Here is a 24,711-nt window from a genome sequence, read left to right as displayed (position 1 = left end):
GGGAACTAGGTAAAGCCTCAGTAAGTTGCACCAGTGGGCTCTACGATCGCGGGGCCTGCTTTCAGACGCATCAACATCGAGGGGCGCACGTTGGCTTTCCAGATGCCGGACCGTGGCCAAGGTCCGTCCGGGCCGAGGATGAGAGTCGGCCGGCCGTCACGGCGGGCCCGCACCCTGCTCATGACACTCGGGGTGCTGGCCGTTCTGGCCATGGCGTTCGTGATGTTCGCCGGGTTCTGGACGGACTGGCTCTGGTACCGCTCGGTCGAGTACTCGTCCGTGTTCACCACCACCCTGTGGACCAAGATCGGTCTCTTCCTGGTCTTCGGCCTGCTGATGGGGCTCGCCGTCGGCTTCAACGTGTGGCTGGCGTACCGGCTGCGGCCGCCGCTCAGCGCGATGTCGCTGGAGCAGCAGAGCCTCGACCGGTACCGGATGGGTCTGGCCCCCTTCAAGAAGTGGGTGCTGCTCGCGGTCACCGCCCTGGTGGCCCTGATCGCCGGCGCCTCCGCGTCCGGCCAGTGGCGCACCTGGCTCATGTGGGTCAACGGCGTGAAGTTCGGCCAGAAGGACCCGCAGTTCGGGCTCGACGTGTCGTTCTACGCCTTCGACCTGCCCTGGTACCGCTTCCTCCTCGCGTTCGGCTTCGCCGCCGCCGTCCTGTCGCTGGTCGCCGCCGCGATCACGCACTACCTGTACGGCGGGCTGCGGATCACCAGCCCGGGCGCGCGTGCCACCGCCGCCGCCACCGGCCACCTCTCGGTGCTGCTCGGCCTCTTCGTCGCGCTCAAGGCCGTGGCGTACTGGCTCGACCGGTACGGCCTCGCGGTGAAGTCGAGCGACTTCAAGGCCACGGGCAACTGGACGGGCCTGCGGTACGTCGACGCCAACGCGTACCTGCCGGCGAAGACCATCCTGTTCTGCATCGCCGTCATCTGCGCCCTGCTGTTCTTCGCGACGCTCTGGCGCCGCACCTGGCAGCTGCCGGTGATCGGCTTCGGCCTGATGGTCCTCTCCGCGATCCTGATCGGCGGTCTCTACCCGGCCATCGTGCAGAAGTTCCAGGTCCAGCCGAACGAGCAGGCCAAGGAAGCGCCGTACATCCAGAAGAACATCGACGCGACCCGCAGGGCGTACGCGATCGACGGGACGAAGGCCGAGAACTACTCGGGCAAGTCGACGGTCAAGGCCAAGGACAAGCTGCGGGCGGACGCCGACACGGCGGCCAGTTACCGCCTGCTCGACCCGAACATCGTGTCGCCGACGTTCCAGCAGCTGGAGCAGAAGCGGAAGTACTACCAGTTCCCGACCACCCTGGACGTGGACCGCTACGCCGGCAAGGACACCGTCGTCGGCCTGCGCGAGCTGAACATCCGGGGCATCCCGAAGCGGAACTGGATCAACGACCACTTCACCTACACCCACGGCTACGGCGCGATCATGGCCGCGGGCACGCAGACGGACGCCAACGGCTCCCCGGTCTTCACCGAGTCCGGCCTGCCGACCACCGGCCAGCTCCCGAAGTACGAGCAGCGGATCTACTACGGCGAGAAGACCGACCAGTACTCGATCGTGGGCGGCCCGCAGAAGGAGCTGGACTACGAGGAGAACGGCGAGAAGACCACCAGCTACAAGGAGAAGAGCGGCGTCAGCCTCTCCAACACCTTCAACCGCGCCGCGTACGCGGTGGCCTTCAGCGAGCCGCAGATCCTCTACTCGGGAGCCATCGGCGAGGGCTCGCGGATCCTCTACAACCGCACGCCCAAGGAGCGCGTCGAGGCCGTCGCGCCCTGGCTGACCATCGACGGCGACGCCTATCCGGCGGTCGTCGACGGCCGGATCCAGTGGATCGTCGACGCCTACACGACGACCAACGGCTACCCCTACGCCTCGCGCACCACGCTCGGCGACACCACGGCCGACTCGCTGACCGTCGGCAACCAGCAGCGCACGGTCGTCGCCCAGCAGAACCAGGTCAACTACATCCGCAACTCGGTCAAGGCCACCGTCGACGCCTACGACGGCACGGTGAAGCTCTACGAGTGGGACACCCAGGACCCGGTCCTGAAGACCTGGATGAAGGCCTTCCCGGGCACCGTCGAGCCGAAGTCCGAGATCAAGGGCGACCTGCTCGCGCACCTGCGCTACCCGCAGGACATGTTCAAGGTGCAGCGCGAGCTGCTGACCCGCTACCACGTCACCGACCCCGCGCAGTTCTACAGCGGCTCGGACGCCTGGCAGGTGCCGGACGACCCGACCAACAAGGACGGCAACGCGGTCCCGCCGTACTACCTGAGCATGAAGATGCCCGGGGACGCGCAGCAGCGGTTCTCGCTGACCACGACGTTCACGCCGAACGGGCGGCCCAACCTGGGCGCCTTCATGGCGGTCGACGCCGACGCCACCAGCAAGGAGTACGGCCGGCTGAGACTGCTGAGGGTCACCGAGGACGTGCCGGGCCCGGTCCAGGTGCAGAGCAAGCTCAACGGCCTGCCCTCCGTGGCCACCTTCGTGCGGGACATGAAGGGCGCCGACTCCGACATCCAGTACGGCAACCTGCTGACCGTGCCGCTCGACGGCGGGTTCCTGTACGTGGAGCCGGTGTACGCCCAGGGGCGCAACGCGCTCTACCCGCTCCTGAAGAAGGTCGCGGTGTCGTACGTGGACGCGGACCAGCCGGACGGCGACACGACCAAGGACACCACGGTGTTCGAGGACAACCTCACCAAGGCGCTCAACGCGGTCTTCGGGGTGGAGGCGCCCACCGCGCCGACGACCCCGCCGGGCACCACGCAGCCGCCCGGCACGACCCAGCCGCCGGCCTCGAACGACGCCGCCCTGAAGCAGGCCATCGCCGACGCCCAGAAGGCGTACGACGCGGGCCAGGCCGCTCTGCAGAAGGGCGACTGGACCGCGTACGGCAAGGCCCAGGAGGACCTCCAGGGGGCGCTCCAGCGGGCCGCGGACGCCGGGGCGAAGCTCAAGACGCCCGGGTCAGGCGGCTGACCTGAGGTTTTCCGTCCCCGCGTCGTGATACTGTGGTTTCACCGACGCGGGGTGGAGCAGCTCGGTAGCTCGCTGGGCTCATAACCCAGAGGTCGCAGGTTCAAATCCTGTCCCCGCTACTCAGAGGACAAGGGCCCGGATCCATAAGGATCCGGGCCCTTGTCGTGTGTCGACGTGCCGGGGGGTGCCGAAGGGCGGTAGGGAGGGGGCGAGTTGGCGTGAGTCGTGTTTGACTTGTCTCTCTGTGGGCATGTCGACAAAACGCTGAGTGACCTCACTGGCTGCGGTATACCAGGTGTGCTCGGGTTGCGGGTGGTGCGACGATGGTATTTATGGGGGACAGGGCAACTCTGTTGGAGACAGGGCGGTTTGTGCAGCGGCACGCCAGAAACGCCGCGGACGAGATCATCGAGGCAGTGGGGGCCGTCGATGCGGCCGTCGACACCACCGCCGAGACCGACGCCGAGAACGAGACCGAGACCGAGGCCCGGCACCGGCGGGCCGCCGAGCGCGGTGACCTCGCCTCGATGAGCGCGCTCGGCGCGCTGCTGCTGCGCCGCGGCGACCTCGACGGCGCCGAGCCGTACCTGCGCGGGGCCACCGCCGAGGGGGACCGGGCCGCCGCCAACAACCTGGGCGTCCTGCTCCACCAGCGCGGATACCCCGACGAGGCCGCCGGCTGGTGGCGGGTCGCCGCCGTCGCCGGCTCGGCCCCCGCCGCCCACGCCCTCGGCCGCCACCACCGCGAGCGCGGCGACGAGCCGGCCGCCGAGTACTGGCTCCGCCAGGCCGCCGAGCAGGGCCACGCCCTCGGCGCGTACGCCCTCGCCGACCTCCTGGAGCACCGCAGCGACGTCGGCGCCGAGCGCTGGCTGCGCGCCGCCGCCGAACAGGGCCACCGCGAGGCCGCCTACCGCCTCGCCCTCGCCCTGGAGCGCCGGGCCACCGAGACCACCCGCGGGCCGCACGAGACCGGCACCCGGCTCCGCGCCCCGGGCGCCGGGGCGGCCGCGCCCTCCGGCGCGGCCGCGACCGGCACCGCGACCGCCGTTCCCGGCCAGCCGACCGGCGCGGGCGCGGGAGAGGCCGCCGAGGCCGAGCAGTGGTTCCGGCAGGCCGCCGCGCGCGGCCACCGGCGGGCCGCGCTCCACCTGGGCGCCATCCTGGAGCACCGCGGCGAGCTCAAGGAGGCCGGCCGCTGGTACCTCAGCTCCGCCAAGGAGGGCGAGGCGAAGGCCGCCTGCGCCCTCGGCTTCCTGCTCCGCGACGCGGGCGACGAGGAGAGCGCCGCCGCCTGGTGGCTGCGGGCCGCCCAGGACGGCGACGGCAACGCCGCCAACGCGCTGGGCGCCCTGCACGCCGCCCGGGGCGAGCAGCAGACCGCCGAGCGCTGGTACCGGGCCGCCATGGACGCCGGCGACGTGAACGGCGCCTACAACCTCGGGCTGCTCTGCGCCGCCCAGGACCGCATCCCGCAGGCCGAGCAGTGGTACCGGCGCGCCGCCTACGCGGGTCACCGCGAGGCCGCCAACGCGCTCGCCGTCCTGCTCCTCCAGGCCGGCGACGCCAACGGCGCCGAGCCCTGGTTCTCCAAGGCCGCCGAGGCCGGCAGCGTGGACGCCGCCTTCAACCTGGGCATCCTCCACGCCGGCCGGGGCGACGACCGCACGGCACTGGTCTGGTACGAGCGGGCCGCGGCCGCCGGACACACCGAGGCCGCCCTCCAGGTCGGCATCGCCGCCCTGCGGGACGGCGACGAGCAGACCGCCGAGCGGCACCTGCGGTGCGCGGCCGGCGGCGGCAGCGCCGAGGCCGCCTTCCGGCTCGCCTCGGTGCTCGACGCGCGCCGCCCCGACCCCGGCCCCGCCGTGCTCGGCGCGTCCCGCGAGGAGAAGTCCGAGTGCGAGGAGTGGTACGAGCGGGCCGCCCAGCAGGGTCACCGGCGCGCCCAGGTGAGGGTCGGGATGCTCGCCGCCGGGCGCGGCGACCTGGCCGAGGCCGACCGCTGGTACCGCGAGGCCGCCGAGGCGGGCAGCCGCAACGGCGCCTTCAACCTCGGGCTGCTCCTCGCCCGCGAGGGCAGCGAGCGGGAGGCCGCCCTCTGGTGGACCCGGGCGGCCCGGGCCGGCCACGGCCGCGCCGCGCTCCGGCTCGCGCTGCTCGCGGCGCGCCGGGGCGAGCTCACCGAGGGGCGTCGCTGGTGCGACCGTGCGGTGGAGCTGGGTCCGGCGGAGGTCGCCGAGCGGGCGGCCCGGCTGAGCGAGGCGCTGCACCAGGAGCTCACCGCCTGAGGCGTTAACGGATTTGCGCTGGTGACGGGGGTCCCGTAGAGTCGTGTTTACCGACGCGGGGTGGAGCAGCTCGGTAGCTCGCTGGGCTCATAACCCAGAGGTCGCAGGTTCAAATCCTGTCCCCGCTACTCAGTGGCAACGAAGGCCCGGATCCATTCACTGGATCCGGGCCTTCGTCGTGTCCACGTGCCCGGGGCGCGAAGAAGCCCCCGCCGGAGCGGGGGCTTCCTCGGTGCGTCGTCAGGCCGTCGTGGCGCAGCTCGGGCAGACGCCCCGGTAGGTGACCTCGACGTTCGAGATCGTGAAGCCGAAGCGCTCGGTGTCCGGGAGGTCCGCCAGCGGGTCGCCGGCCGGGTGCACGTCGCGGATCGCGCCGCAGCGGCCGCAGACCAGGTGCTGGTGGGGCCGGTGGGCGTTGGGGTCGTACCGCTTGGCGCGTCCGTCGGTCGCGACCTCGATGACCTCGCCGAGGACGACCATCTCGCCCAGCGTGTTGTAGACGGTCGCGCGCGAGATCTCGGGCAGCTTCGTCACCGCGCGGGCGTGGACCTCGTCGGCGGTCAGGTGCACATGATCCCCGTCGAGGACCTCGGCCACGACGCGGCGCTGTGCGGTCATCCGCCAGCCGCGTCCGCGCAGTCGTTCCAACAGGTCACTCATGGGGGCCAGCCTAACAGCCGGGAGCAAGATCCCGAACGGGTGTGAGTTTGGATGTTCACTTGACTTAGACATTATCTAATATAGGATCAACATCGAGATTGGCCAGGGTCTCGTTCAGGGGCCGGGTCGAGGGACAGGATCCGCAGGGATGACGCAGGAGGCGCACGTGACGCAGGGACCGCTCACCACGGAGGCCGGGGCTCCGGTCGCGGACAACCAGAACAGCGAGACCGCGGGCGTCGGCGGTCCGGTCCTCGTCCAGGACCAGCTCCTCCTGGAGAAGCTCGCCCGCTTCAACCGCGAGCGCATCCCGGAGCGCGTGGTCCACGCGCGCGGTGCGGGCGCCTACGGCACCTTCACGGTGACCCGTGACGTCACGCGGTGGACGCGCGCCGCGTTCCTCTCCGAGGTCGGCAAGGAGACCGAGACCTTCCTGCGCTTCTCCACCGTCGCGGGCAACCTCGGCGCGGCGGACGCGGTGCGCGACCCCCGGGGCTGGGCGCTGAAGTTCTACACCGAGGAGGGCAACTACGACCTCGTCGGCAACAACACCCCGGTGTTCTTCATCCGGGACGCCATCAAGTTCCCCGACTTCATCCACACCCAGAAGCGCGACCCGTACACCGGCTCGCAGGAGGCGGACAACGTCTGGGACTTCTGGGGCCTCTCCCCGGAGTCGACCCACCAGGTCACCTGGCTCTTCGGCGACCGCGGCATCCCCGCCTCGTACCGCCACATGGACGGCTTCGGCTCGCACACGTTCCAGTGGAACAACGAGGCCGGCGAGGTCTTCTGGGTCAAGTACCACTTCAAGACCGACCAGGGCATCGAGAACCTTACCCAGGGGGAGGCCAACCGCCTCGCGGGCGAGGACCCGGACTCGCACCAGCGCGACCTGCGCGAGGCCATCGAGCGCGGCGACTTCCCCACCTGGACCGTGCAGGTCCAGATCATGCCCGCGGCCGAGGCGGCGACCTACCGGTTCAACCCGTTCGACCTCACCAAGGTGTGGCCGCACGCCGACTACCCGCCGATCGAGATCGGCAGGCTGGAGCTGAACCGCAACCCGGAGAACATCTTCGCCGAGGTCGAGCAGTCCGTCTTCAGCCCCGCGCACTTCGTGCCCGGCATCGGCCCCTCCCCGGACAAGATGCTCCAGGGCCGCCTCTTCGCCTACGGCGACGCCCACCGCTACCGCGTCGGCATCAACGCCGACCACCTGCCGGTGAACCGCCCGCACGCCACCGAGGCGCGCACCCACTCGCGGGACGGCTTCCTCTACGACGGCCGCCACAAGGGCGCGAAGAACTACGAGCCGAACAGCTTCGGCGGCCCGCACCAGACGGACCGGCCGCTCTGGGTCGGCTCCCCGGTCACCGGCGCGACCGGCGACCACGCCGCCCCCTCGCACGCCGAGGACGACGACTTCGTGCAGGCGGGCGACCTCTACCGCCTGATGTCGGAGGACGAGAAGGGCCGTCTCGTCGGGAACCTGGCCGCCTTCATCGCCAAGGTCTCGCGCGACGACATCGCCGAGCGGGCGATCGACAACTTCCGCAAGGCGGACGGTGACTTCGGCAAGCGGCTGGAGGCCGCGGTCCAGGCCCTGCGCGGCTGAGGGCGCTTGCCGTCGAGGGGGGCGGGTCGGACGTCCGTACGGAGGTCCGGCCCGCCCCCGCACGCTCAGCCGGCGATGCTGTGCACCGGGATCCAGCAGCGGATGATGTCGCGCACGGAGACGATGCCGACGGGGCCCCGGTCGTCGAGGACGACGAGGTGGCGGAAGCCGCCGCGCGTCATGGCCTCGGCCGCCTCCGCCAGGGTCCAGGTGGGCGCGGCGAAGACCACGTCCCGGGTGGTGTGGGAGCCGGCGGTCTCCCGGTCGGGGTCCTGGTCCCGCGCCAGGGAGTTGAGGACGTCGCGCTCGGTGAGGATGCCGAGCCCGCCGGCGTCGGTGTCGAGGACGATCGCCGCGCCGACGCGGCGGGCCGACATCAGCCGGGCGGACTGTCGGAGGGTGTGGGCGGGGCCGATGGTGAGGACCACGGTGCTCATGGCGTCACGGACGAGCATGGACGGAGCCACCTCCTTGGTGAACCCTTCAACGAGAAGGGATTCACAAGTTCACAAGCGGGGGGACTCTCAGAGTGGCACCGGGGCGCGGGGTCGACAAGGGGGCGCGCGAAGCTCCTCCGGGGCGCCTCAGGAGCGCTCGCCCTCCTGGTTCAGATAGCTCAGCAGCTCGCCGTGGAGCAGACCGTTCGACGCCGCCGCGTTCCCGCTGTGCGGGCCGTGCCGACCGTCCAGGCCCGTGTACGTGCCACCGGCCTCCTGGACCACGATCGCGACCGCGGCCATGTCCCACAGCGACAGCTCCGGCTCGGCGCAGATGTCCACCGAACCCTCCGCGACCATCATGTACGGCCAGAAGTCGCCGTACGCCCGGGTCCGCCAGCACGCGCGCGTGAGGTCGAGGAAGCCGTCGAGCCTGCCCTGCTCCTCCCAGCCGCTCAGCGAGGAGTACGCGAAGGAGGCGTCCGACAGGGACGAGACCTTCGAGACGCCCAGCCGGGTCGCCGAGGACAGGCTGCGGCCCGTGTACGCGCCGAGCCCCTTCGCCGCCCACCACCGCCGGCCGAGCGCCGGGGCGGACACCACGCCCACCACCGGCTGGAAACCGGTCTCCCCGGCCTCCATCAGTGCGATCAGCGTCGCCCAGACCGGCACCCCGCGCACGTAGTTCTTGGTGCCGTCGATCGGGTCGATCACCCAGCGGCGCGGACCCGAGCCCTCCACGCCGTACTCCTCGCCCAGGACGGCGTCGCGCGGCCTGGCGCGCTGGAGCTGTCCGCGGATCAGCTCCTCCGCCGCCTTGTCGGCCTCGCTCACCGGGGTCATGTCCGGTTTCGTCTCGACCTGGAGGTCGAGCGCCTGGAAGCGGTCCATGGTGGTCGCGTCGGCGGCATCCGCGAGGACGTGGGCGAGACGCAGATCATCGTGGTAATCGGCCATGGTCGGCACTCTATCCCCGACGCGCGGACCCGCGGCGAACCGTCCGCCGCGGCCCCTTGACAGAGGGTGGCCGCCTGCCGACGCTGGGCGGAGAACCGTTCCGTCCGGAGGTGAGGATGGCGAACGCCCGCGAGGCCCTGCTCGACGCCGCGCTCGCCGCGCTCGCGCACCGCCCCTGGTCCGCCGTGCGGATGGCCGACCTCGCCGCCGCCGCCCGGGTCTCCCGGCAGACCCTCTACAACGAGTTCGGCAGCAAGGAGGGGCTCGCGCGCGCCCTCGTGCGCAGGGAGGCCGACTCCTACCTCCAGGGCGTCCGGCACCTGCTCGCCGCCCCCGCCCCGCCCGAACGGAACCTCGTCGCCGTCGCCGAGTGGATCGTCGCCCGCGCCGCCGTCCGCCCGGTACTCCGCGCCCTGCTCACCGGCGCCTGGAACGAGCGGCTGCCCCAGCCCCGGCCGGCCCGGCCCGGCACCCGGCCCGCCCCCGTCCCCGCCCAGCGGCGCGCCGACGCCGGACCGCCCGCGCCCGGCGAACTCGTGGCGCAGACCGCGGCCTGCGCGGGGGAGCGGTGGGCGGCCGGCTGCGAACTCGTCGTACGGATCGCCCTCAGCCACGTCGTCGCACCGGCCCTGCCGGTGACCCCTCAGTGCGCGGACCCGGAGAGCTGGAGCCCGATGACCCCCGCGATGACCAGGGTGATCGAGACGATCTTGAGCGTGGAGACCACGTCGCCGAGGAAGACCATCCCGTAGATCGCCGTCCCGGCCGCGCCGATCCCCGTCCACACCGCGTACGCCGGACCCACGTCGAGCTTGCGCAGCGCCAGGGTGAGGAGGCCGAAGCTGCCCAGGGCGAAGGAGGCGAAGGCGATCGTCGGCCACAGCCGGGTGAACCCGTGCGAGAGCTTCAGGCAGACCGCGAAGCCCGTCTCCAGGACTCCCGCGATCACCACCAGCAGCCACGCCATCGTCAGTGCCTCCCACGCCGTCGGTGACTGCTTCGTCGCACTTGGTGCGATTATGCACTTACCGGCAGCGACCGGGAGTGAACGCCGGGGGCTCAGTCGCCCTCGCGTCGCTCCCTGGTCGCGAGCAGCCGCCGCAGCGAGACCAGCCGCGCCGGATCGGCGTTCCCCTCCGCCACGTACGCGTCGAGCCCGCAGTCCTGCTCGTCGTGGCTGCACGCGCGCGGGCAGTTCTCCGTGCCCGGCACGAGATCGGGGAAGGCGAGGATCACCCGGGACGGGTCGACGTGGTGCAGACCGAAGGAGCGCACGCCCGGGGTGTCGATGACCCAGCCGCCCTCCTTGTCGTTCAGCGGCAGCGCGAGCGCCGAGGTGGTGGTGTGCCGACCGCGGCCCGTGACCGCGTTGACCACGCCCGTGGTGCGCCGCCGGTCCGGCGGGACCAGCGCGTTCACCAGGGTCGTCTTGCCGACGCCGGAGTGACCGACGAAGGCGGTGGTGCGGCCCTTCAGGTGCTCGTGGACCCGCTCGGCCGCGACCCCGTCGACGAACTCCTCGCGGGTCGTCACCACATGGGGCACGCCCAGCGCGCCGTACATCTCCAGGAGCGCGTCCGGCGGCGCCAGGTCCGACTTGGTCAGGACGAGCAGCGGGGAGAGCCCGCCGTCGTACGCCGCCACCAGACAGCGGTCGATCAGCCGGGGGCGCGGCTCCGGGTCGGCGAGCGCGGTGACGATCGCCAGCTGGTCGGCGTTGGCGACGACCACCCGCTCGTACGGGTCGTCGTCGTCGGCCGTGCGCCGGAGCACCGAGCTGCGCTCGCCGATCCGCACGATCCGGGCCAGCGTGTCCCTCTCGCCGGAGAGGTCGCCGACCAGGGAGACGCGGTCGCCGACGACGGCGGCCTTGCGGCCCAGCTCGCGCGCCTTCATCGCCGTCACGCTCCGGTCGTCCACCAGACAGGTGAGCCGCCCCCGGTCGACGGTGAGGACCATGCCCTCGACGGCGTCCTCGTGCTTCGGGCGGATGCTGGTGCGGGGACGGGTGCCCTTGCGGTTGGGCCGCTGGCGGATGTCGTCCTCGTCGGTGTGCTTGCCGTAACGCCGCATGGTTCAGACCCCGAGCATTTCGGTCCACATCGTCGGGAAGTCCGGCAAGGTCTTCGCCGTCGTCGCCACGTCCTCGATCTCCACGCCCTCGACCGCCAGGCCGATGATCGCGCCCGCCGTCGCCATGCGGTGGTCGTGGTACGTGTGGAAGACGCCGCCGTGCAGCGGGCGCGGGCGGATGTGGAGGCCGTCCTCGGTCTCCGTCACGTCGCCGCCGAGCTCGTTGATCTCCTTGGTGAGCGCCGCGAGCCGGTCCGTCTCGTGCAGCCGCAGATGGGCCACCCCGCGCAGGGTCGACGGGGAGTCGGCGAGCGCCGCGACCGCCGCGATGCCGGGGGTCAGCTCGCCGACCTCGCCGAGGTCCACGTCGATGCCGTGGATCCGGCCCGTGCCGGTGAAGGTCAGGCCCGCGTCGGTGAGCTCGCAGGAACCACCCATCTCGGTGAAGATCCGACGCAGCTCGTCGCCCGGCTGGGTGGTCCGCTCCGGCCAGTCGGGGACCGTCACCCGGCCGCCGGTCACCAGGGCCGCCGCCAGGAACGGCTGTGCGTTCGACAGGTCGGGCTCCACGACGAGGTCCCGGCCCCGCAGCCCGGTGGGCCTCACCCGCCACACGTTCGGGGCGCCGCCGTGCTCCGGCTCGTCGACCCGGGCGCCGACCGCGCGCAGCATGTCGACCGTCATCCGGATGTGGGGGAGCGAGGGGAGCCGGGTGCCGACGTGCCGCACCTCGACGCCCTGGTTGAAGCGGGGCGCGGAGAGCAGCAGGGCGCTGACGAACTGCGAGGACGAGGAGGCGTCGATCTCGACGGTGCCGCCGTCCAGGCCGCCGGCGCCGTGCACGGTCATCGGGAGCGCGCCCCGGCCCCCGTCGTCGATCCGGGCGCCGAGCGCGCGCAGCGCGTCGATCACGCCGTGCAGCGGGCGCTCGTGGGAGCGGGGGTCGCCGTCGAAGCGCACCGGCCCGTCGGCGAGGGCCGCGACCGGGGGCAGGAAGCGCATGACCGTGCCCGCGTTGCCGACGTCGACGGTCGCGGGGCCGCGCAGCGGGGAGGGGATGATCCGCCAGGCCTCGCCGGAGCCGTCGGGCCCCACCCCCTCCTCGATCTTCACGCCGAGGGTACGGAGCGCCTCGGCCATCAGGAGGGTGTCGCGGGAGCGCAGCGGGCGGCGCAGCCAGCCCGGCTCGGCGGCGAGCGCGGCGAGGACCAGGGCGCGGTTGGTGACCGACTTCGATCCGGGCACGGTGACGGTCGCGTCGACGGCGCCGCGGGCGTACGGGGCGGGCCAGAGGTCGGTGGACGGGTCGGTGTGCGCGGAAGCTGCTGCGGTCATGGACTCACTGTACGGGGGAGTCAGATGCCCAGGAGCCAGCGCCCGCCGCCGATCAGGGCGGATATCGCGACCGTGTGGAAGAAGAACAGCCATACGCCCGCGGGCACCTGGGTGAGCCGCGACAGCTGGTCCGCGTCCGAGTCCTGGGTGCCGCCGCGGCGCCGCTTCGCCTGGAGCTCGAAGGCCGGGCGGACACCGCCGAGCAGCAGGAACCAGACCGCCGCGTACGCGAAGGCCGACTGGACGTCGGGCCCGGTCAGCCAGGAGACGAGGAGGAAGGCGGCGCCCGTCAGGACGACGGTGAGGATCCCGTACGCGTTGCGGACCATCACCAGCATCGCGAGGAGCAGGGCGGTCGCGATCCAGAGCAGCAGGGTGACGTGGCGGGTGCCGAGCAGGGCGGCGCCCCCGAGGCCGAGCAGCGGGGCCGCCGGATAGCCCGCGGCGAGGGTGAGGACGACGCCGAGGCCGGTCGGGCGGCCCCGGGACACGGTCAGTCCGCTGGTGTCCGAGTGCAGCCGGATCGACTCCAGGCGGCGGCCGGTGGCGAGGGCGACGAGTCCGTGACCGCCCTCGTGGGCGATGGTGATCGCGTTGCGGGCCGGGAGCCAGAGACGGCGGAGGACGACCAGGCACAGGGCGCAGGCGGCGGTGGCGTAGGCGATCCACGTGTCGGGAGCCGGCTGGGTGCCGAGGATCTCGGTCATGTGGCGGACTGCTCCTCGCTCGTGGTCGGAATCGTGGCAGTGTGGCACGTATGTGCGGACGATATGCATCGAGTCGGCGGCCCGAGGACCTCGTCGGTCTCTTCGGCGTCGAGAAGTGGGAGCCGGAGGAGACGCTGGCCCCCGACTGGAACGTGGCCCCCACCAAAGAGGTCTGGGCCGTTCTCGAGCGTCCTGTGAAGGACGCCGGATCCCCGCGCCCGGTTCGCCAGCTGCGCGCGCTGCGATGGGGACTCGTGCCCTCCTGGGCGAAGTCGCCGGAGGGCGCTGCCCGGATGATCAACGCGCGCGCGGAGACCGTGGACGAGAAGCCCTCCTTCAAGCGCGCCTTCCAGGCCCGCCGGTGCATCCTGCCCGCCGACGGCTACTACGAATGGGTGACCGGGGCCGCCGAGCGCGACCTGGAGGTCGAGGGGAAGAGGAAGCGGCCCCGGAAGCAGCCGTACTTCGTGACCCCGGCGGACGGCTCCGTCTTCGCGATGGCCGGGCTCTACGAGTTCTGGCGGGACCGCACCCTGCCCGACGGCGACCCCTCCGCGTGGTGGGTGACCTGCTCGGTGATCACCACCGAGGCCGAGACCGGACCGCTGGGCGTCGCCCCGGCCGAGGGCCCGCGCTCGCTCGCCGACATCCACCCCCGGATGCCGCTGATGCTGACCGAGGACCGCTGGGACGCCTGGCTCGACCCGGCCCGCACCGACCCCGAGGAGCTGCGCGGTCTCCTCGCCCCGCCGCCGGAGGGCCTGATGCGGGCCTACCCGGTCGGGACCGCCGTCAGCAACGTCCGCAACAACGGCCCCGAGCTCCTGGAGGAGTTGGCCGGACCGGAGGTCGGCACGCTGTTCTGACGCGCGGGCCGGACGGCAGGATGGGGACGTGACACAGTACGAGACCGTCCCCACCGACGCCGGTGAGGCCCGCATCACGTGGTACGCCGGGACGAAGCCCCGGACCGTCCTCGCCCTCGGGCACGGCGCCGGCGGCGGCGTCGAGGCCCGCGACCTCCAGGCCCTCGCCGGGGCGCTGCCCGCGCACGGCGTGACCGTCGCCCTCGTCGAACAGCCCTGGCGGGTCGCCGGGAAGAAGGTCGCACCCGCGCCGAAGACCCTCGACACCGGCTGGCGCGGCCTCTGGCCGTCCCTCGCGAAGCCCGGCCTCCCCGTCGTCGCCGGCGGCCGCAGCGCCGGCGCCCGGGTCGCCTGCCGGACCGGACGGGAACTCGGCGCGCTCGCCGTCCTCGCCCTGGGCTTCCCGCTCCACCCGCCCGGCAGGCCCGAGAGGTCCCGCGCCGAGGAGCTCCTCTCCACCGGCCTGCCCACCCTCGTCGTCCAGGGCGGCAAGGACCCCTTCGGACGGCCCGAGGAGTACCCGGCAGGCCCGTACGAGCTCGTGGAGGTCCCGTACGGGGACCACGCCTTCGCCGTCCCCCGGCGCGCGCCGCTGAGCCAGGACGAGGCCCTCGCCGGTCTCGTCGACGGCGTCACCGCCTGGATCACCGCCCTGCGCTGACACGCGCCCCGCGCACCGGGAATGCGGAACGGAGGGCCACTGTTGTGGAGAGCGTCGGTGTGAGAGCGAGAAGAGGGAGTCCGTCGCATGGGTTCGACCATCTGCCCGGAGCGTGCGCAGGCCGCTGACCTCGACTGGACAGTGCTGCCCGCGCCCAGGACCGCCCCCATTCGGGCGGCGGGCGGAGCGGTTCCTCGTCTATCCTCCGAAACGAGCGGGTCCGCCCTCGGGCTCGCCGCCGCGCTGGAGGAGGTGGGTCCGGTCACTGGGACCGACACAGGGACCGACGACGGCCCCGAGGAGACGACCGAGGAGCGCAACGCGCGCTTCGAGCGGGACGCCCTCGGCTACCTCGACCAGATGTACTCCGCCGCGCTGCGCATGACGCGCAACCCCGCGGACGCGGAGGACCTGGTGCAGGAGACCTACGCCAAGGCGTACGGATCGTTCCACCAGTTCCGCGAGGGCACGAACCTCAAGGCCTGGCTGTACCGCATCCTCACGAACACCTTCATCAACTCGTACCGCAAGAAGCAGCGCGAGCCCCAGCGCAGCGCCGCCGAGGAGATCGAGGACTGGCAGCTCGCCCGGGCCGAGTCGCACATGTCGACGGGCCTGCGCTCCGCCGAGTCGCAGGCGCTCGACCACCTTCCCGACTCCGACGTGAAGGAAGCGCTCCAGGCGATTCCCGAGGAGTTCCGCATCGCCGTCTATCTCGCCGACGTCGAGGGCTTTGCGTACAAGGAGATCGCGGACATCATGGGGACACCCATCGGTACGGTGATGTCCCGACTGCACCGGGGCCGCCGCCAGCTGCGCGGCATGCTCGAGGACTACGCCCGCGACCGCGGGCTGGTACCCGCGGGCGCCGGAGAGTCGAACGATCTGAAAGGCTCGGGCTCATGAGCTGCGGAGAGCCGCACGAGACGGATTGCTCAGAGGTCCTGGATCATCTCTACGAGTTCCTCGACCACGAGATGCCCGACAGTGACTGCACCAAGTTCGAGGTGCACTTCGAGGAGTGCTCCCCGTGCCTGGAGAAGTACGGCCTGGAGCAGGCGGTGAAGAAGCTCGTCAAGCGCTGCTGCGGCAGTGACGACGTCCCCACCGACCTGCGCGCCAAGGTCATGGGCCGGATCGACCTGATCCGCGCCGGTCACCTGGTGCCCGAACAGGACATCACGGAGAGCGCCCCGACGACGCAGGCCCCGCAGGAGTAGCTCCCCTCCGTACCGGGAACCGAGGCCGTCGCGCACCGCTCGCGGCGGCCTCACGCATACATCAGCTTGTATCACCCGATGGTGCGAATCACCGCGACCGCGCCGTCGCCGTCCGCCCGACTCGCTAGCGTGACGGGCGTGATGGGCGTGAAGGTCATTCCGCGAGCGGCCCGCGTGTACATCGGCTGCGCCCTGCTCGGCGCGGGGGCGTGCACCCTGCCCGCACTGCGACCCGGCGCGCCCGTCCCCTGGGACACGGTCGCGCTCCTCGCCGCCCTGTACGCGTTCTGCGAACTGCCCGCCCGCCGTCGGTTCGTCGGCCGCGCACTGGGTCGCCCCCTCCCCGTGGCCACCGGCTCCTTCCTCCCCGTCCTCCTCGCCGCCGCCCTGCTCCTGCCGCCCGCCGCCGCCGCGCTCACCGCGATCCCTGGCAGCCTCCTCGCCCGCGTCGAGGAACCCCCCGCCGCACCCCGCCGCGCCTGGCGGGCCGCCGCGGCGGCCCTCGCCGTCTGGGCCGCGGCCCGGACCGCCGCCGCCCTCGGCGGCCCCGCCGCCCTCGGCCGCGGCCCCGACGCCCCCGACCTGCCGTACGCGCTGCTGCCCGCGGGCGCCGCCGCCCTCGCCTTCTGCCTGGCCCTCACCGCCCTCGACGGCGGCATCCGGGCCACCGCCCGAGGGCTCCCCCCACGGACCGCCTGGCGCGGCCTCCTCGGCCGGTCCCTCACCCCGCACACCGTCCACGGCCTCGCCGGGCTGATGATGGCCGTCCTCTGGCGCAGCACGTACGGCCCCGTCGCGGCGCTCTTCGTGCTCCTCCCCATGCACATCTCCCACTGGGTCTTCGCCCAGTACCACCGCGAGCGCGCCGCCCACCAGGCCACCATCCGCGCCCTCGTCCAGGCCGTCGACATCAAGGACCGGTACACCCGGGGCCACAGCGAACGCGTCGGCCAGGCCTCCGTCCTGATCGCCCGTGAGCTCGGCATGGCCGAGGACCGCCTCGACGTCGTCCGCTTCGCCGGCATCCTGCACGACGTGGGCAAACTCGGCGTGCCCACCCGGGTGCTCACCAAGGACGGCCCCCTCACCCCCGAGGAACGCCGGGTCATCGAGCTGCACCCCGAGTACGGCCACGAGATGGTCCGCGGCATCGGCTTCCTCGGCGAGGCGCGGGCCGCGATCCTCCACCACCACGAACGCATGGACGGCAGCGGCTACCCGTACGGGCTCCACGGGGAGCAGATCCCCGAGTTCGCCCGGGTCGTCGCCGTCGCCGACGCCTTCGACGCCATGACCTCCACCCGCTCCTACAGCCGGGCCCGCCCGGTGCCCACCGCCCTCGCCGAACTGGAGCGCTGCGCCGGCGCCCAGTTCGACCCCCGGATGGTCACCGCCCTCGTCCGGGCCCTGGACCGGCACGGCTGGCAGCCCGCCGTCACCGCCGACGAGACGACCGGAGGCCCGGCGCGGACGGAGCCGCTCCCCCCGCCGCGCGCGTCCCGCCCCGCCCCCGCCAGGAGGCCCGCGTGAGACCCGGGACCCTCACCGTCGGCGCCGTGCGCGGCGCCGCGCTCCTCCTCGGCCTCGCCGGCTTCGGCAGCACCCTCTGGCACGGCCTCGACGAACCCGGCAACGCCCTCGCCTTCGGCACCCTCGTCGCCCTCGGCGAGCTCGCCCGCTGGGACGCCCCGCCCGGCACGGACGCGCGCCCCGCGCCCGAACAGCCCCGGGGGAGCGAACCCGCGCCCCTCGCCGCCGCCGGAGCCCTCGCGTACGCCCTGCTCGGAACCAGCGGTGGCACCGCCACCACCCACGGCGTCCCGCAGACCGTCGCCGTCGTGGTCGCCGCGGGCCTCGTCGGGATCGTCCCGCACATCGCCCGCGGCCGGGGCCCCGGGCCCGACCACCTCGCCCGCCGCGTCCTCACCGTCGGTTTCGCCGCGCTCTGCTTCCAGCCCCCCTACAACACGGGCGCCGTCACCGAGCACCTCGGCCGGGGCCCCGCGTACGCCCTCTTCCTGACCCTCCTGCTCGTCCTGACCGCCCTGTGCGACGCCGTGCTCGCCGCCCTCCTGCTCCGCGCCCGCACCGGATTCCCGTACGGTCCCCTCCTGCGCGACGAACTCCGCGCCTTCCTCGGCATCGGCTCCGCCGTCTGCGCCACCGGCACCGTCATGGCGCTCGGCGTCGCCGCCGCCGGACTCTGGGCGCTGCCCGTGCTCGCCGTCCCGCTCCTGCTCACCCAGGTCTCCCACCGGCGGTACGCGGCCGTGCGGACCGTCAACCGGCAGACCATCGCCTCCCTCGCCCGCGCCACCGAGGTCGCCGGCTGCACCCCGCCCGGCCACGCCCACCGGGTCGCCGCCCTCAGCACGGCCGTCGGACGCGAGCTCGGCCTCTCCGGAACCGAACTGGCCGTCCTGGAGCACGCGGCGCTCATGCACGACATCGGCCAGCTCTCCCTCGTCGACCCGGTCGCGGGCGGCGCCACCGCCCTCCTCCCGGCCGAGGAACAGCGCCGGATCGCCCTCCTGGGCGGCGAGGTCGTCCGCAGGACCGGCGTCCCCGAGGCCGTCGCCGTCGTCGTGGAGCGGCAGGCCGACCCGTACCGCGAGCAACCGCTCCCCGCCCGGATCGTCCGTGCCGTGAACGCCTACGACGACCTCGCGGGCACCGGAACGGACGAGGGAGCGGCCGCCGCGCTCGAGGCCCTGGAACGGCTCAGACTCGGCACCGCCCGCGACTATCACCCGGATGTCGTCGAATGCCTGGCCAGGGTCCTGGCACGGGGCGGAGCCGCTGGGGTGACCTCCGCCGTCCCTGGGTAACCCATGGGTAATGAGCGCGCGTCCGACCGGGCATGGTTGGATGCGAACAAGAGGGTGAAGCGACCGGCAGGCGGGAATCGTGAAGATCTTCGGGAAGGTACGGCATCGGCCCTCCGCCTCGTGGCGGCAGGCCACCGACCGCGCGTTCACGCTGATCGGCGACGGCCGGTACGAGGACGCGGGCGCACTGCTCACGCGCGCGGCGGATCTGGAGCCCTGGCTCTCGGAGTCCTGGTTCAACCTGGCGCTGCTGCACAAGTTCCGGCACGACTGGGAGCAGGCCCGGGCCGCCGGACTGCGCGCGGTCGCGCTGCTCGACAAGGAGAGCGGCGCCCCCGACTGGTGGAACGTCGGCATCGCCGCCACCGCGCTCCAGGACTGGCCGCTGGCCCGCCGGGCCTGGCAGGCCTACGGCCTCAAGGTGCCCGGCGCCGCCGCCGGCACCGGCGAGCCCGCCGGCATGGAGCTGGGCAGCGCCGCCGTCCGGCTCTCGCCCGAGGGCGAGGCGGAGGTCGTGTGGGGCCGCCGGCTCGACCCGGCCCGGATCGAGGTCCTCTCCGTCCCGCTGCCCTCCTCCGGCCGCCGCTGGGGCGAGGTCGTCCTCCACGACGGCGTGCCCAACGGCGAGCGGACCACCACCGCCGGCCCCTCCTACCCCGTCTTCGACGAGATCGAGCTGTGGGCGCCCTCGCCCGTCCCCACCTGGGTGGTGCTCCTGGAGGCGGCCACCGAGGCCGACCGGGACGCCCTGGAGCACCTCGCCGCCGAGGCCGGTTTCGCCGCCGAGGACTGGTCGTCCTCCGTGCGGCTGCTCTGCCGCGCCTGCTCGGAGTCGACCATGCCGAGCGCCGAGGGCGAGGGCGAGCACTCCGACCCGCACGACCACAGCGAGCCGGGCCACCCGGGCCCGCTCGGCCACCGCTCGCCCGGCGAGTTGTGGGTGCCCGAGCGGGAGTGCGGCATCGCGGCCCCGGCGGGCCTGGTGCGGGGCCTCCTCGACGGTTGGGTCGCGGACAGCCCGGACAGCCGCGAGTGGCGCGATCTCGAAGAGGTCTGCTGACCCGGGGCCCCGTAGGCTGTCCCTCGACGGAATCGGGTTTTCAGAAGGGCGCGGCCGGACATGGCGCAGCAGGAGACGGACGAGCAGACGATCAACGACGGCTTCGTCGTGGACACGGAGGACTGCGAGGCGCGGGAGCTCGCCTACCGCGAGCGCGGCACGGCCCGCCCGATCACGGTCGTCGGCAACCCCGTCCTCCACCGCGAGTGCAAGGACGTCACCGAGTTCGACGACGAACTCGCGAAGCTCATCGACGACATGTTCGCCAGCCAGAAGGCCGCCGAGGGCGTGGGCCTGGCCGCGAACCAGATCGGCGTGGACCTCAAGGTCTTCGTCTACGACTGCCCCGACGACGAGGGCGTCCGGCACACCGGTGTCGTGGTCAACCCGGTCCTCCAGGAGCTCCCGGCCGAACTGCGGGTCCTGGACGAGTCCAACGAGGGCTGCCTGTCCGTGCCGACGGCCTACGCCGAGCTGGCCCGCCCCGACTACGCGGAGGTCCACGGCCAGGACGCCCAGGGCAACCCGATCAAGGTGCGCGGCACCGGCTACTTCGCCCGCTGCCTCCAGCACGAGACGGACCACCTGTACGGCTTCCTGTACATCGACAAGCTCTCCAAGCGCGACCGCAAGGACGCCCTGCGCCAGATGGCCGAGGGCACCCCGCGCTACGAGACGGTCCCGAACGACTGATCTCCGAGCACGTACGGCGAAGGGCCCCGCACTCCGAGGAGTGCGGGGCCCTTCGCCGTACCGGCTAGAAGTCCTCGTCGAGGTCCACCGAGCCCTCGACCGCCACCTGGTAGGCGGACGGGCGGCGCTCGAAGAAGTTGGTCAGCTCCTGGACGCCCTGGAGCTCCATGAACGCGAACGGGTTCTCCGAGCCGTACACCGGCGGGAAGCCGAGGCGCTGGAGGCGCTGGTCGGCGACGCACTGGAGGTACTCGCGCATCGACTCGGTGTTCATGCCCGGCAGGCCGTCGCCGCACAGGTCGCGGCCGAACTGCAGCTCCGCCTCGACGGCCTCCTTCAGCATGTCCGTGACCTGCTGCCGAAGGGCGTCGTCGAAGAGCTCGGGCTCCTCCTTGCGGACGGTGTCCACGACCTCGAAGGCGAAGTTCATGTGCATCGTCTCGTCGCGGAACACCCAGTTGGTGCCCGTCGCCAGGCCGTGGAGCAGGCCGCGGGAGCGGAACCAGTAGACGTACGCGAAGGCGCCGTAGAAGAACAGGCCCTCGATGCACGCCGCGAAGCAGATCAGGTTCAGCAGGAAGCGGCGGCGGTCGGCGGCCGTCTCCAGCTTCTCGATCTTCTCGACCGAGTCCATCCACTTGAAGCAGAACTGCGCCTTCTCGCGGATGGAGGGGATGTTCTCGACGGCGTCGAACGCGGCGGCGCGGTCGTCCGGGTCGGGCAGGTAGGTGTCGAGCAGCGTCAGGTAGAACTGGACGTGCACCGCTTCCTCGAAGAGCTGACGGCTCAGGTACAGCCGCGCCTCCGGGGAGTTGATGTGCTTGTACAGCGTCAGGACCAGGTTGTTCGCCACGATCGAGTCGCCCGTCGCGAAGAACGCGACGAGCCGGCCGATCATGTGCTGCTCACCGGGGGTGAGCTTGGCGAGGTCGGCGACGTCCGAGTGGAGGTCGACCTCCTCCACGGTCCAGGTGTTCTTGATGGCGTCCCGGTAGCGCTCGTAGAAGTCCGGGTAGCGCATGGGGCGGAGCGTGAGCTCGAAGCCCGGGTCCAGGAGGTTCTTCTTCTCGGTGGAGCTCATTACTGGCAGGCCTCGCAGGACTCGGGGTTCTCAAGGGAGCAGGCGAGGGCGTCCGCGTCGGGGGCCGCCTGCTGGACGGGGATCGGGGCGGCGGCGGTCGTCGAGGCCTGGGCCGCGCGGGCGATCCGGGTCGCCGGGCGGGAACGCAGGTAGTACGTCGTCTTCAGGCCCTGCTTCCAGGCGTACGCGTACATCGACGACAGCTTGCCGATCGTCGGCGTCTCCAGGAACAGGTTCAGGGACTGGCTCTGGTCGAGGAAGGGGGTCCTCGCCGCCGCCATGTCGATGAGGCCGCGCTGCGGGATCTCCCAGGCCGTGCGGTACAGCTCGCGCACCTCGGCGGGGACCCAGGTGAAGCCGGCCACCGAGCCGTTGGACTCGCGCAGCGCCTCACGGGTCTGCGCGTCCCACACGCCGAGCTTCTTCAGCTCGTCGACGAGGTACGAGTTGACCTGGAGGAACTCACCGGACAGCGTCTCGCGCTTGAACAGGTTGGAGACCTGCGGCTCGATGCACTCGTAGACGCCCGCGATCGAGGCGATGGTCGCCGTCGGCGCGATGGCCAGGAGGAGGGAGTTGCGCATGCCGGTCGACGCGATCCGCTCGCGCAGTGCCGCCCAGCGCTCCGGCCAGGTGAGCTCCACGTCGTAGTGGTCGGGGTGCAGGACGCCCCGGGCGGTGCGGGTCTCGTCCCAGGCGGGGAGCGGGCCGTTGCGCTCGGCGAGGTCGGCGGACGCCTCGTACGCGGCGAGCATGATCCGCTCGGCGATCCGGGTGGACAGGGCGCGCGCCTCGGCGGAGTCGAACGGCAGCTTCAGCTGGAAGAAGACGTCCTGGAGGCCCATGGCGCCGAGGCCCACCGGGCGCCACCTGGCGTTGGAGCGGCCCGCCTGCTCGGTCGGGTAGAAGTTGATGTCGACGACCCGGTCGAGGAAGGTGACGGCCGTGCGGACGGTCTCGTCGAGGCGCTCCCAGTCGATGTCCGAACCCGACACGAAGGCGCCGAGGTTGACCGAGCCGAGGTTGCAGACCGCCGTCTCGCCGTCGTTCGTGACCTCGATGATCTCGGTGCAGAGGTTCGAGGAGTGGACGACGGTGCCGGGCTCGGCCGTCTGGTTGGCCGTACGGTTCGAGGCGTCCTTGAAGGTCATCCAGCCGTTGCCGGTCTGGGCCAGGGTCCGCATCATCCGGCCGTACAGGTCGCGGGCCGGCATCGTCCTGCGGGCCAGGCCCGCCGCCTCGGCCTTGCGGTAGGCGGCGTCGAACTCCTCGCCGTACAGGTCGACGAGCTCGGGCACGTCCGCCGGGGAGAACAGCGACCACTCGGCGTCGGCGTTGACCCGGCGCATGAACTCGTCCGGGATCCAGTGCGCCAGGTTCAGGTTGTGCGTACGGCGCTGGTCCTCGCCCGTGTTGTCGCGGAGCTCCAGGAACTCCTCGATGTCCGCGTGCCAGGTCTCCAGGTAGACCGCGGCGGCGCCCTTGCGGCGTCCGCCCTGGTTCACGGCGGCGACGGAGGCGTCGAGCGTCTTCAGGAACGGCACGATGCCGTTGGAGTGCCCGTTGGTGCCGCGGATCAGCGAACCGCGGGCGCGGATGCGGGAGTACGAGAGGCCGATGCCGCCCGCGTGCTTCGAGAGGCGCGCGACCTGGTGGTAGCGGTCGTAGATGGAGTCCAGCTCGTCCTGCGGGGAGTCCAGCAGGTAGCAGGAGGACATCTGCGGGTGGCGGGTGCCGGAGTTGAAGAGCGTGGGGGAGGACGGCAGGTAGTCCAGACGGCTCATCAGTCCGTACAGCGCGGCCACCTCGTCGAGGGCGCGGACGCCGTCGTCCTCGGCGAGGCCGCAGGCGACGCGGAGCATGAAGTGCTGCGGGGTCTCGATCACCTTGCGGGTGATCGGGTGGCGCAGCAGGTAGCGCGAGTAGAGGGTGCGCAGGCCGAAGTAGCCGAAGCGGTCGTCGCCGGCCGCGTCGATCGTCGCGTCGAGCCGCGCGGCGTGCAGGGCGACGAAGTCGGCGGTGCGGTCGGCGATGAGGCCCTCGCGGTGACCGACGGCGACGGAGGCCGAGAAGGAGACGGCGCCCTGGCCGGCGGCCTCGTCGGCGATGGTGACGGTGAGGAGCCGGGCGGCGAGCCGGGAGTACGCGGGGTCCTCGGCGATCAGGCCGGCGGCCGCCTCGGTGGCCAGCTCGCGCAGTTCCGCCTCGTCCGCCGCGGCGCTGCGGCCGCGGAGCGCGGCGGCGGCGACCTTGCCGGGGTCGGTGTCGGGGAGATCGGCGGTGAGGTCGGTCAGGGTCCGCAGGAGCACGGTCCCGGGTCCGTCGCTCTCGACCGCGGAAGCCTCGGCCGAAGCCGGATCGGCGGGCGCGATGGTCACGTGGGGGCTCTCCCTCGCTCGGCGGGGCGCGCGGGCGGGGGAGGCGGGCAGGCGGGCACCCCGTACGCGCGGGTGCGCCGCGTCCACCGGCCCACTCCGCGAGACCCGGACGTCTGTGGCACCCGGAACGGACGGACCGGGCGCGCTGCCGGAAGGTCTTCGGACTCACCGCGTACGAAACCGCACGAAGCACACCGTTGCGGGACAGTTCCGGATTCGCGCCGGATTCCCCTGCGTCGACAGCGAGGACGAGCATACATGTGGGGGGCGCCGCTCGTGGCACCCCCCACATGTTGTGTCGGTCTGGTGTGTCGGCCCGGGGTCACAGCTCCAGGGCGTACGTCCGCAGCACATGGCCGGGGACCGGCTCCCAGTCCCGTTCGGGGGTGCGGACGAAGCCGATCCGCTCGTAGATCCGGTGCGCCGAGACCATCTTGGCGTCCGTGGAGAGCACGAGCCGCGCGCATGCGGGGAGGGCCTGCGCCCGCTCCACGCAGGCGCGTACGAGCGCCTCTCCGACGCCCCTGCCGCGGGTCGCCGGCGCGACCACGAGCATCCGGAACTCGGCCTCGCCGGCGACGGCGATGTCCGCCCAGGCGGTGCCGCCGGGGGCGAAGGTCACCCCGCCGACGATCCCGCCGTCCGCGTCGGCGGCGACGAGCACCTCGCTCTCACGGGCCCGCCGGGCGGTGTCGCGGAGCACGTCCAGGTAGAAGTCGTCCTCGCCGTGCAGCAGCAGACCGTCGTTCAGATAGGTCAGCCCGGTGAGGTCACCGAGCTCCTCGTGCTCCTCGGGCCGTACCGCCCTGATCGTGAAGTCCATGGAGGAAGTCTGCCCCG

General features: G+C 72.4%; 22 protein-coding genes, 2 tRNA genes and 1 riboswitch. Of the genes, 14 read left to right on the top strand and 10 right to left on the bottom strand.

Annotated features, from left to right (window positions below; all coding sequences use genetic code 11):
• The first annotated feature begins 102 nt into the window (after positions 1-102).
• The 4 genes from ACZ66Z_RS06910 to ACZ66Z_RS06895 all read left to right on the top strand — a co-directional run bounded on the left by ACZ66Z_RS06910 (position 103) and on the right by ACZ66Z_RS06895 (position 5,425).
• Positions 103-3,006 (top strand): UPF0182 family membrane protein, encoded by a 2,904-nt coding sequence (locus ACZ66Z_RS06910; protein WP_469932940.1) that lies wholly within the window; start codon positions 103-105, stop codon positions 3,004-3,006.
• Positions 3,007-3,051: 45 nt separating this feature from the next.
• A tRNA-Met gene (locus ACZ66Z_RS06905) sits at positions 3,052-3,125 on the top strand.
• Between the two features lie 204 nt (positions 3,126-3,329).
• A complete protein-coding gene (locus ACZ66Z_RS06900) occupies positions 3,330-5,297 on the top strand; it encodes a tetratricopeptide repeat protein (RefSeq protein ID WP_469932939.1) in 1,968 nt (655 codons plus the stop codon).
• A 54-nt stretch (positions 5,298-5,351) separates the two neighbouring features.
• Positions 5,352-5,425 (top strand) — tRNA-Met (locus ACZ66Z_RS06895).
• A 112-nt stretch (positions 5,426-5,537) separates the two neighbouring features.
• On the opposite strand, the gene ACZ66Z_RS06890 is transcribed toward ACZ66Z_RS06895, so the two are convergent.
• Positions 5,538-5,957 carry a Fur family transcriptional regulator gene (locus ACZ66Z_RS06890; RefSeq protein WP_469932938.1) on the bottom strand — a complete coding sequence of 140 codons (420 nt, stop codon included), beginning with the start codon at positions 5,955-5,957 and terminating at the stop codon, positions 5,538-5,540.
• Positions 5,958-6,105: 148 nt separating this feature from the next.
• Between ACZ66Z_RS06890 and ACZ66Z_RS06885 the strand changes: the two genes are divergently transcribed.
• On the top strand, positions 6,106-7,575 hold the full coding sequence (locus tag ACZ66Z_RS06885; protein WP_469932937.1) for a catalase: 1,470 nt from the start codon (positions 6,106-6,108) through the stop codon (positions 7,573-7,575).
• Between the two features lie 65 nt (positions 7,576-7,640).
• On the opposite strand, the gene ACZ66Z_RS06880 is transcribed toward ACZ66Z_RS06885, so the two are convergent.
• Both ACZ66Z_RS06880 and hisN read right to left on the bottom strand, forming a co-directional pair.
• The gene (locus tag ACZ66Z_RS06880; RefSeq protein WP_469932936.1) at positions 7,641-8,030 is read right to left on the bottom strand and encodes a CBS domain-containing protein; all 390 of its coding nucleotides are present in this window, start codon (positions 8,028-8,030) and stop codon (positions 7,641-7,643) included.
• A gap of 129 nt (positions 8,031-8,159) precedes the next feature.
• Complete coding sequence (gene hisN / locus ACZ66Z_RS06875) at positions 8,160-8,969, bottom strand: histidinol-phosphatase (RefSeq protein WP_469932935.1); 810 nt, start codon at positions 8,967-8,969, stop codon at positions 8,160-8,162.
• A 116-nt stretch (positions 8,970-9,085) separates the two neighbouring features.
• On the opposite strand from hisN, the gene ACZ66Z_RS06870 reads away from it, so the two are divergent.
• On the top strand, positions 9,086-9,721 hold the full coding sequence (locus ACZ66Z_RS06870) for a TetR/AcrR family transcriptional regulator (protein ID WP_469932934.1): 636 nt from the start codon (positions 9,086-9,088) through the stop codon (positions 9,719-9,721).
• On the opposite strand, the gene ACZ66Z_RS06865 is transcribed toward ACZ66Z_RS06870, so the two are convergent.
• From ACZ66Z_RS06865 to ACZ66Z_RS06850, 4 genes are all read right to left on the bottom strand, one after another.
• A complete protein-coding gene (locus tag ACZ66Z_RS06865; RefSeq protein ID WP_093874161.1) occupies positions 9,613-9,936 on the bottom strand; it encodes a DMT family transporter in 324 nt (107 codons plus the stop codon). The two genes, ACZ66Z_RS06870 and ACZ66Z_RS06865, sit on opposite strands and share 109 nt — an antisense overlap.
• Positions 9,937-10,028: 92 nt before the next feature.
• On the bottom strand, positions 10,029-11,042 hold the full coding sequence (gene rsgA / locus ACZ66Z_RS06860; RefSeq protein ID WP_469932933.1) for a ribosome small subunit-dependent GTPase A: 1,014 nt from the start codon (positions 11,040-11,042) through the stop codon (positions 10,029-10,031).
• Positions 11,043-11,045: 3 nt separating this feature from the next.
• Entirely contained in the window at positions 11,046-12,377 is a 1,332-nt protein-coding gene (gene aroA / locus ACZ66Z_RS06855) for a 3-phosphoshikimate 1-carboxyvinyltransferase (protein ID WP_469932932.1), read from the bottom strand.
• A gap of 20 nt (positions 12,378-12,397) precedes the next feature.
• Positions 12,398-13,084: a M50 family metallopeptidase gene (locus ACZ66Z_RS06850; RefSeq protein WP_469932931.1), complete on the bottom strand. Its 687-nt coding sequence runs from the start codon at positions 13,082-13,084 to the stop codon at positions 12,398-12,400.
• A 50-nt stretch (positions 13,085-13,134) separates the two neighbouring features.
• Between ACZ66Z_RS06850 and ACZ66Z_RS06845 the strand changes: the two genes are divergently transcribed.
• The 8 genes from ACZ66Z_RS06845 to def all read left to right on the top strand — a co-directional run bounded on the left by ACZ66Z_RS06845 (position 13,135) and on the right by def (position 20,412).
• Positions 13,135-13,950, top strand: coding sequence for an SOS response-associated peptidase (locus ACZ66Z_RS06845; protein WP_469932930.1), 816 nt, complete (start codon positions 13,135-13,137; stop codon positions 13,948-13,950).
• A 28-nt stretch (positions 13,951-13,978) separates the two neighbouring features.
• Entirely contained in the window at positions 13,979-14,611 is a 633-nt protein-coding gene (locus ACZ66Z_RS06840; RefSeq protein WP_469932929.1) for an alpha/beta hydrolase family protein, read from the top strand.
• A 252-nt stretch (positions 14,612-14,863) separates the two neighbouring features.
• On the top strand, positions 14,864-15,517 hold the full coding sequence (locus tag ACZ66Z_RS06835; RefSeq protein ID WP_030688710.1) for a sigma-70 family RNA polymerase sigma factor: 654 nt from the start codon (positions 14,864-14,866) through the stop codon (positions 15,515-15,517).
• Positions 15,514-15,831, top strand: a complete 318-nt coding sequence (gene rsrA / locus ACZ66Z_RS06830) for a mycothiol system anti-sigma-R factor (protein WP_469932928.1) — start codon at positions 15,514-15,516, stop codon at positions 15,829-15,831. The genes ACZ66Z_RS06835 and rsrA overlap by 4 nt, the downstream gene beginning before the upstream one ends.
• Before the next feature lie 147 nt (positions 15,832-15,978).
• The gene (locus tag ACZ66Z_RS06825) at positions 15,979-17,361 is read left to right on the top strand and encodes an HD-GYP domain-containing protein (protein ID WP_469933196.1); all 1,383 of its coding nucleotides are present in this window, start codon (positions 15,979-15,981) and stop codon (positions 17,359-17,361) included.
• On the top strand, positions 17,358-18,659 hold the full coding sequence (locus ACZ66Z_RS06820) for an HD domain-containing protein (RefSeq protein ID WP_469932927.1): 1,302 nt from the start codon (positions 17,358-17,360) through the stop codon (positions 18,657-18,659). Before ACZ66Z_RS06825 ends, ACZ66Z_RS06820 begins: the two co-directional genes overlap by 4 nt.
• 79 nt (positions 18,660-18,738) lie before the next feature.
• Positions 18,739-19,719, top strand: a complete 981-nt coding sequence (locus ACZ66Z_RS06815; RefSeq protein ID WP_469932926.1) for a tetratricopeptide repeat protein — start codon at positions 18,739-18,741, stop codon at positions 19,717-19,719.
• 60 nt (positions 19,720-19,779) lie between these two features.
• Positions 19,780-20,412 (top strand): peptide deformylase, encoded by a 633-nt coding sequence (gene def / locus ACZ66Z_RS06810; RefSeq protein ID WP_469932925.1) that lies wholly within the window; start codon positions 19,780-19,782, stop codon positions 20,410-20,412.
• A 64-nt stretch (positions 20,413-20,476) separates the two neighbouring features.
• Here the strand turns inward: def and ACZ66Z_RS06805 are convergent, their stop codons facing one another.
• From ACZ66Z_RS06805 to ACZ66Z_RS06795, 3 genes are all read right to left on the bottom strand, one after another.
• Positions 20,477-21,493 carry a ribonucleotide-diphosphate reductase subunit beta gene (locus tag ACZ66Z_RS06805; RefSeq protein WP_356905688.1) on the bottom strand — a complete coding sequence of 339 codons (1,017 nt, stop codon included), beginning with the start codon at positions 21,491-21,493 and terminating at the stop codon, positions 20,477-20,479.
• Positions 21,493-23,871 (bottom strand): ribonucleoside-diphosphate reductase subunit alpha, encoded by a 2,379-nt coding sequence (locus ACZ66Z_RS06800; RefSeq protein ID WP_469932924.1) that lies wholly within the window; start codon positions 23,869-23,871, stop codon positions 21,493-21,495. The genes ACZ66Z_RS06805 and ACZ66Z_RS06800 overlap by 1 nt, the downstream gene beginning before the upstream one ends.
• 154 nt (positions 23,872-24,025) lie before the next feature.
• Positions 24,026-24,102: riboswitch (cobalamin riboswitch) on the bottom strand.
• Between the two features lie 91 nt (positions 24,103-24,193).
• Positions 24,194-24,694: a GNAT family N-acetyltransferase gene (locus tag ACZ66Z_RS06795; protein WP_469933195.1), complete on the bottom strand. Its 501-nt coding sequence runs from the start codon at positions 24,692-24,694 to the stop codon at positions 24,194-24,196.
• Between the last annotated feature and the right edge of the window lie 17 nt (positions 24,695-24,711).

The sequence above is a fragment of the Streptomyces sp. NPDC107498 genome, assembly GCF_055582805.1.
The sequence above is the reverse complement of the archived record's forward strand: the minus strand, read 5'-3'. Positions and strand labels throughout refer to the sequence as shown.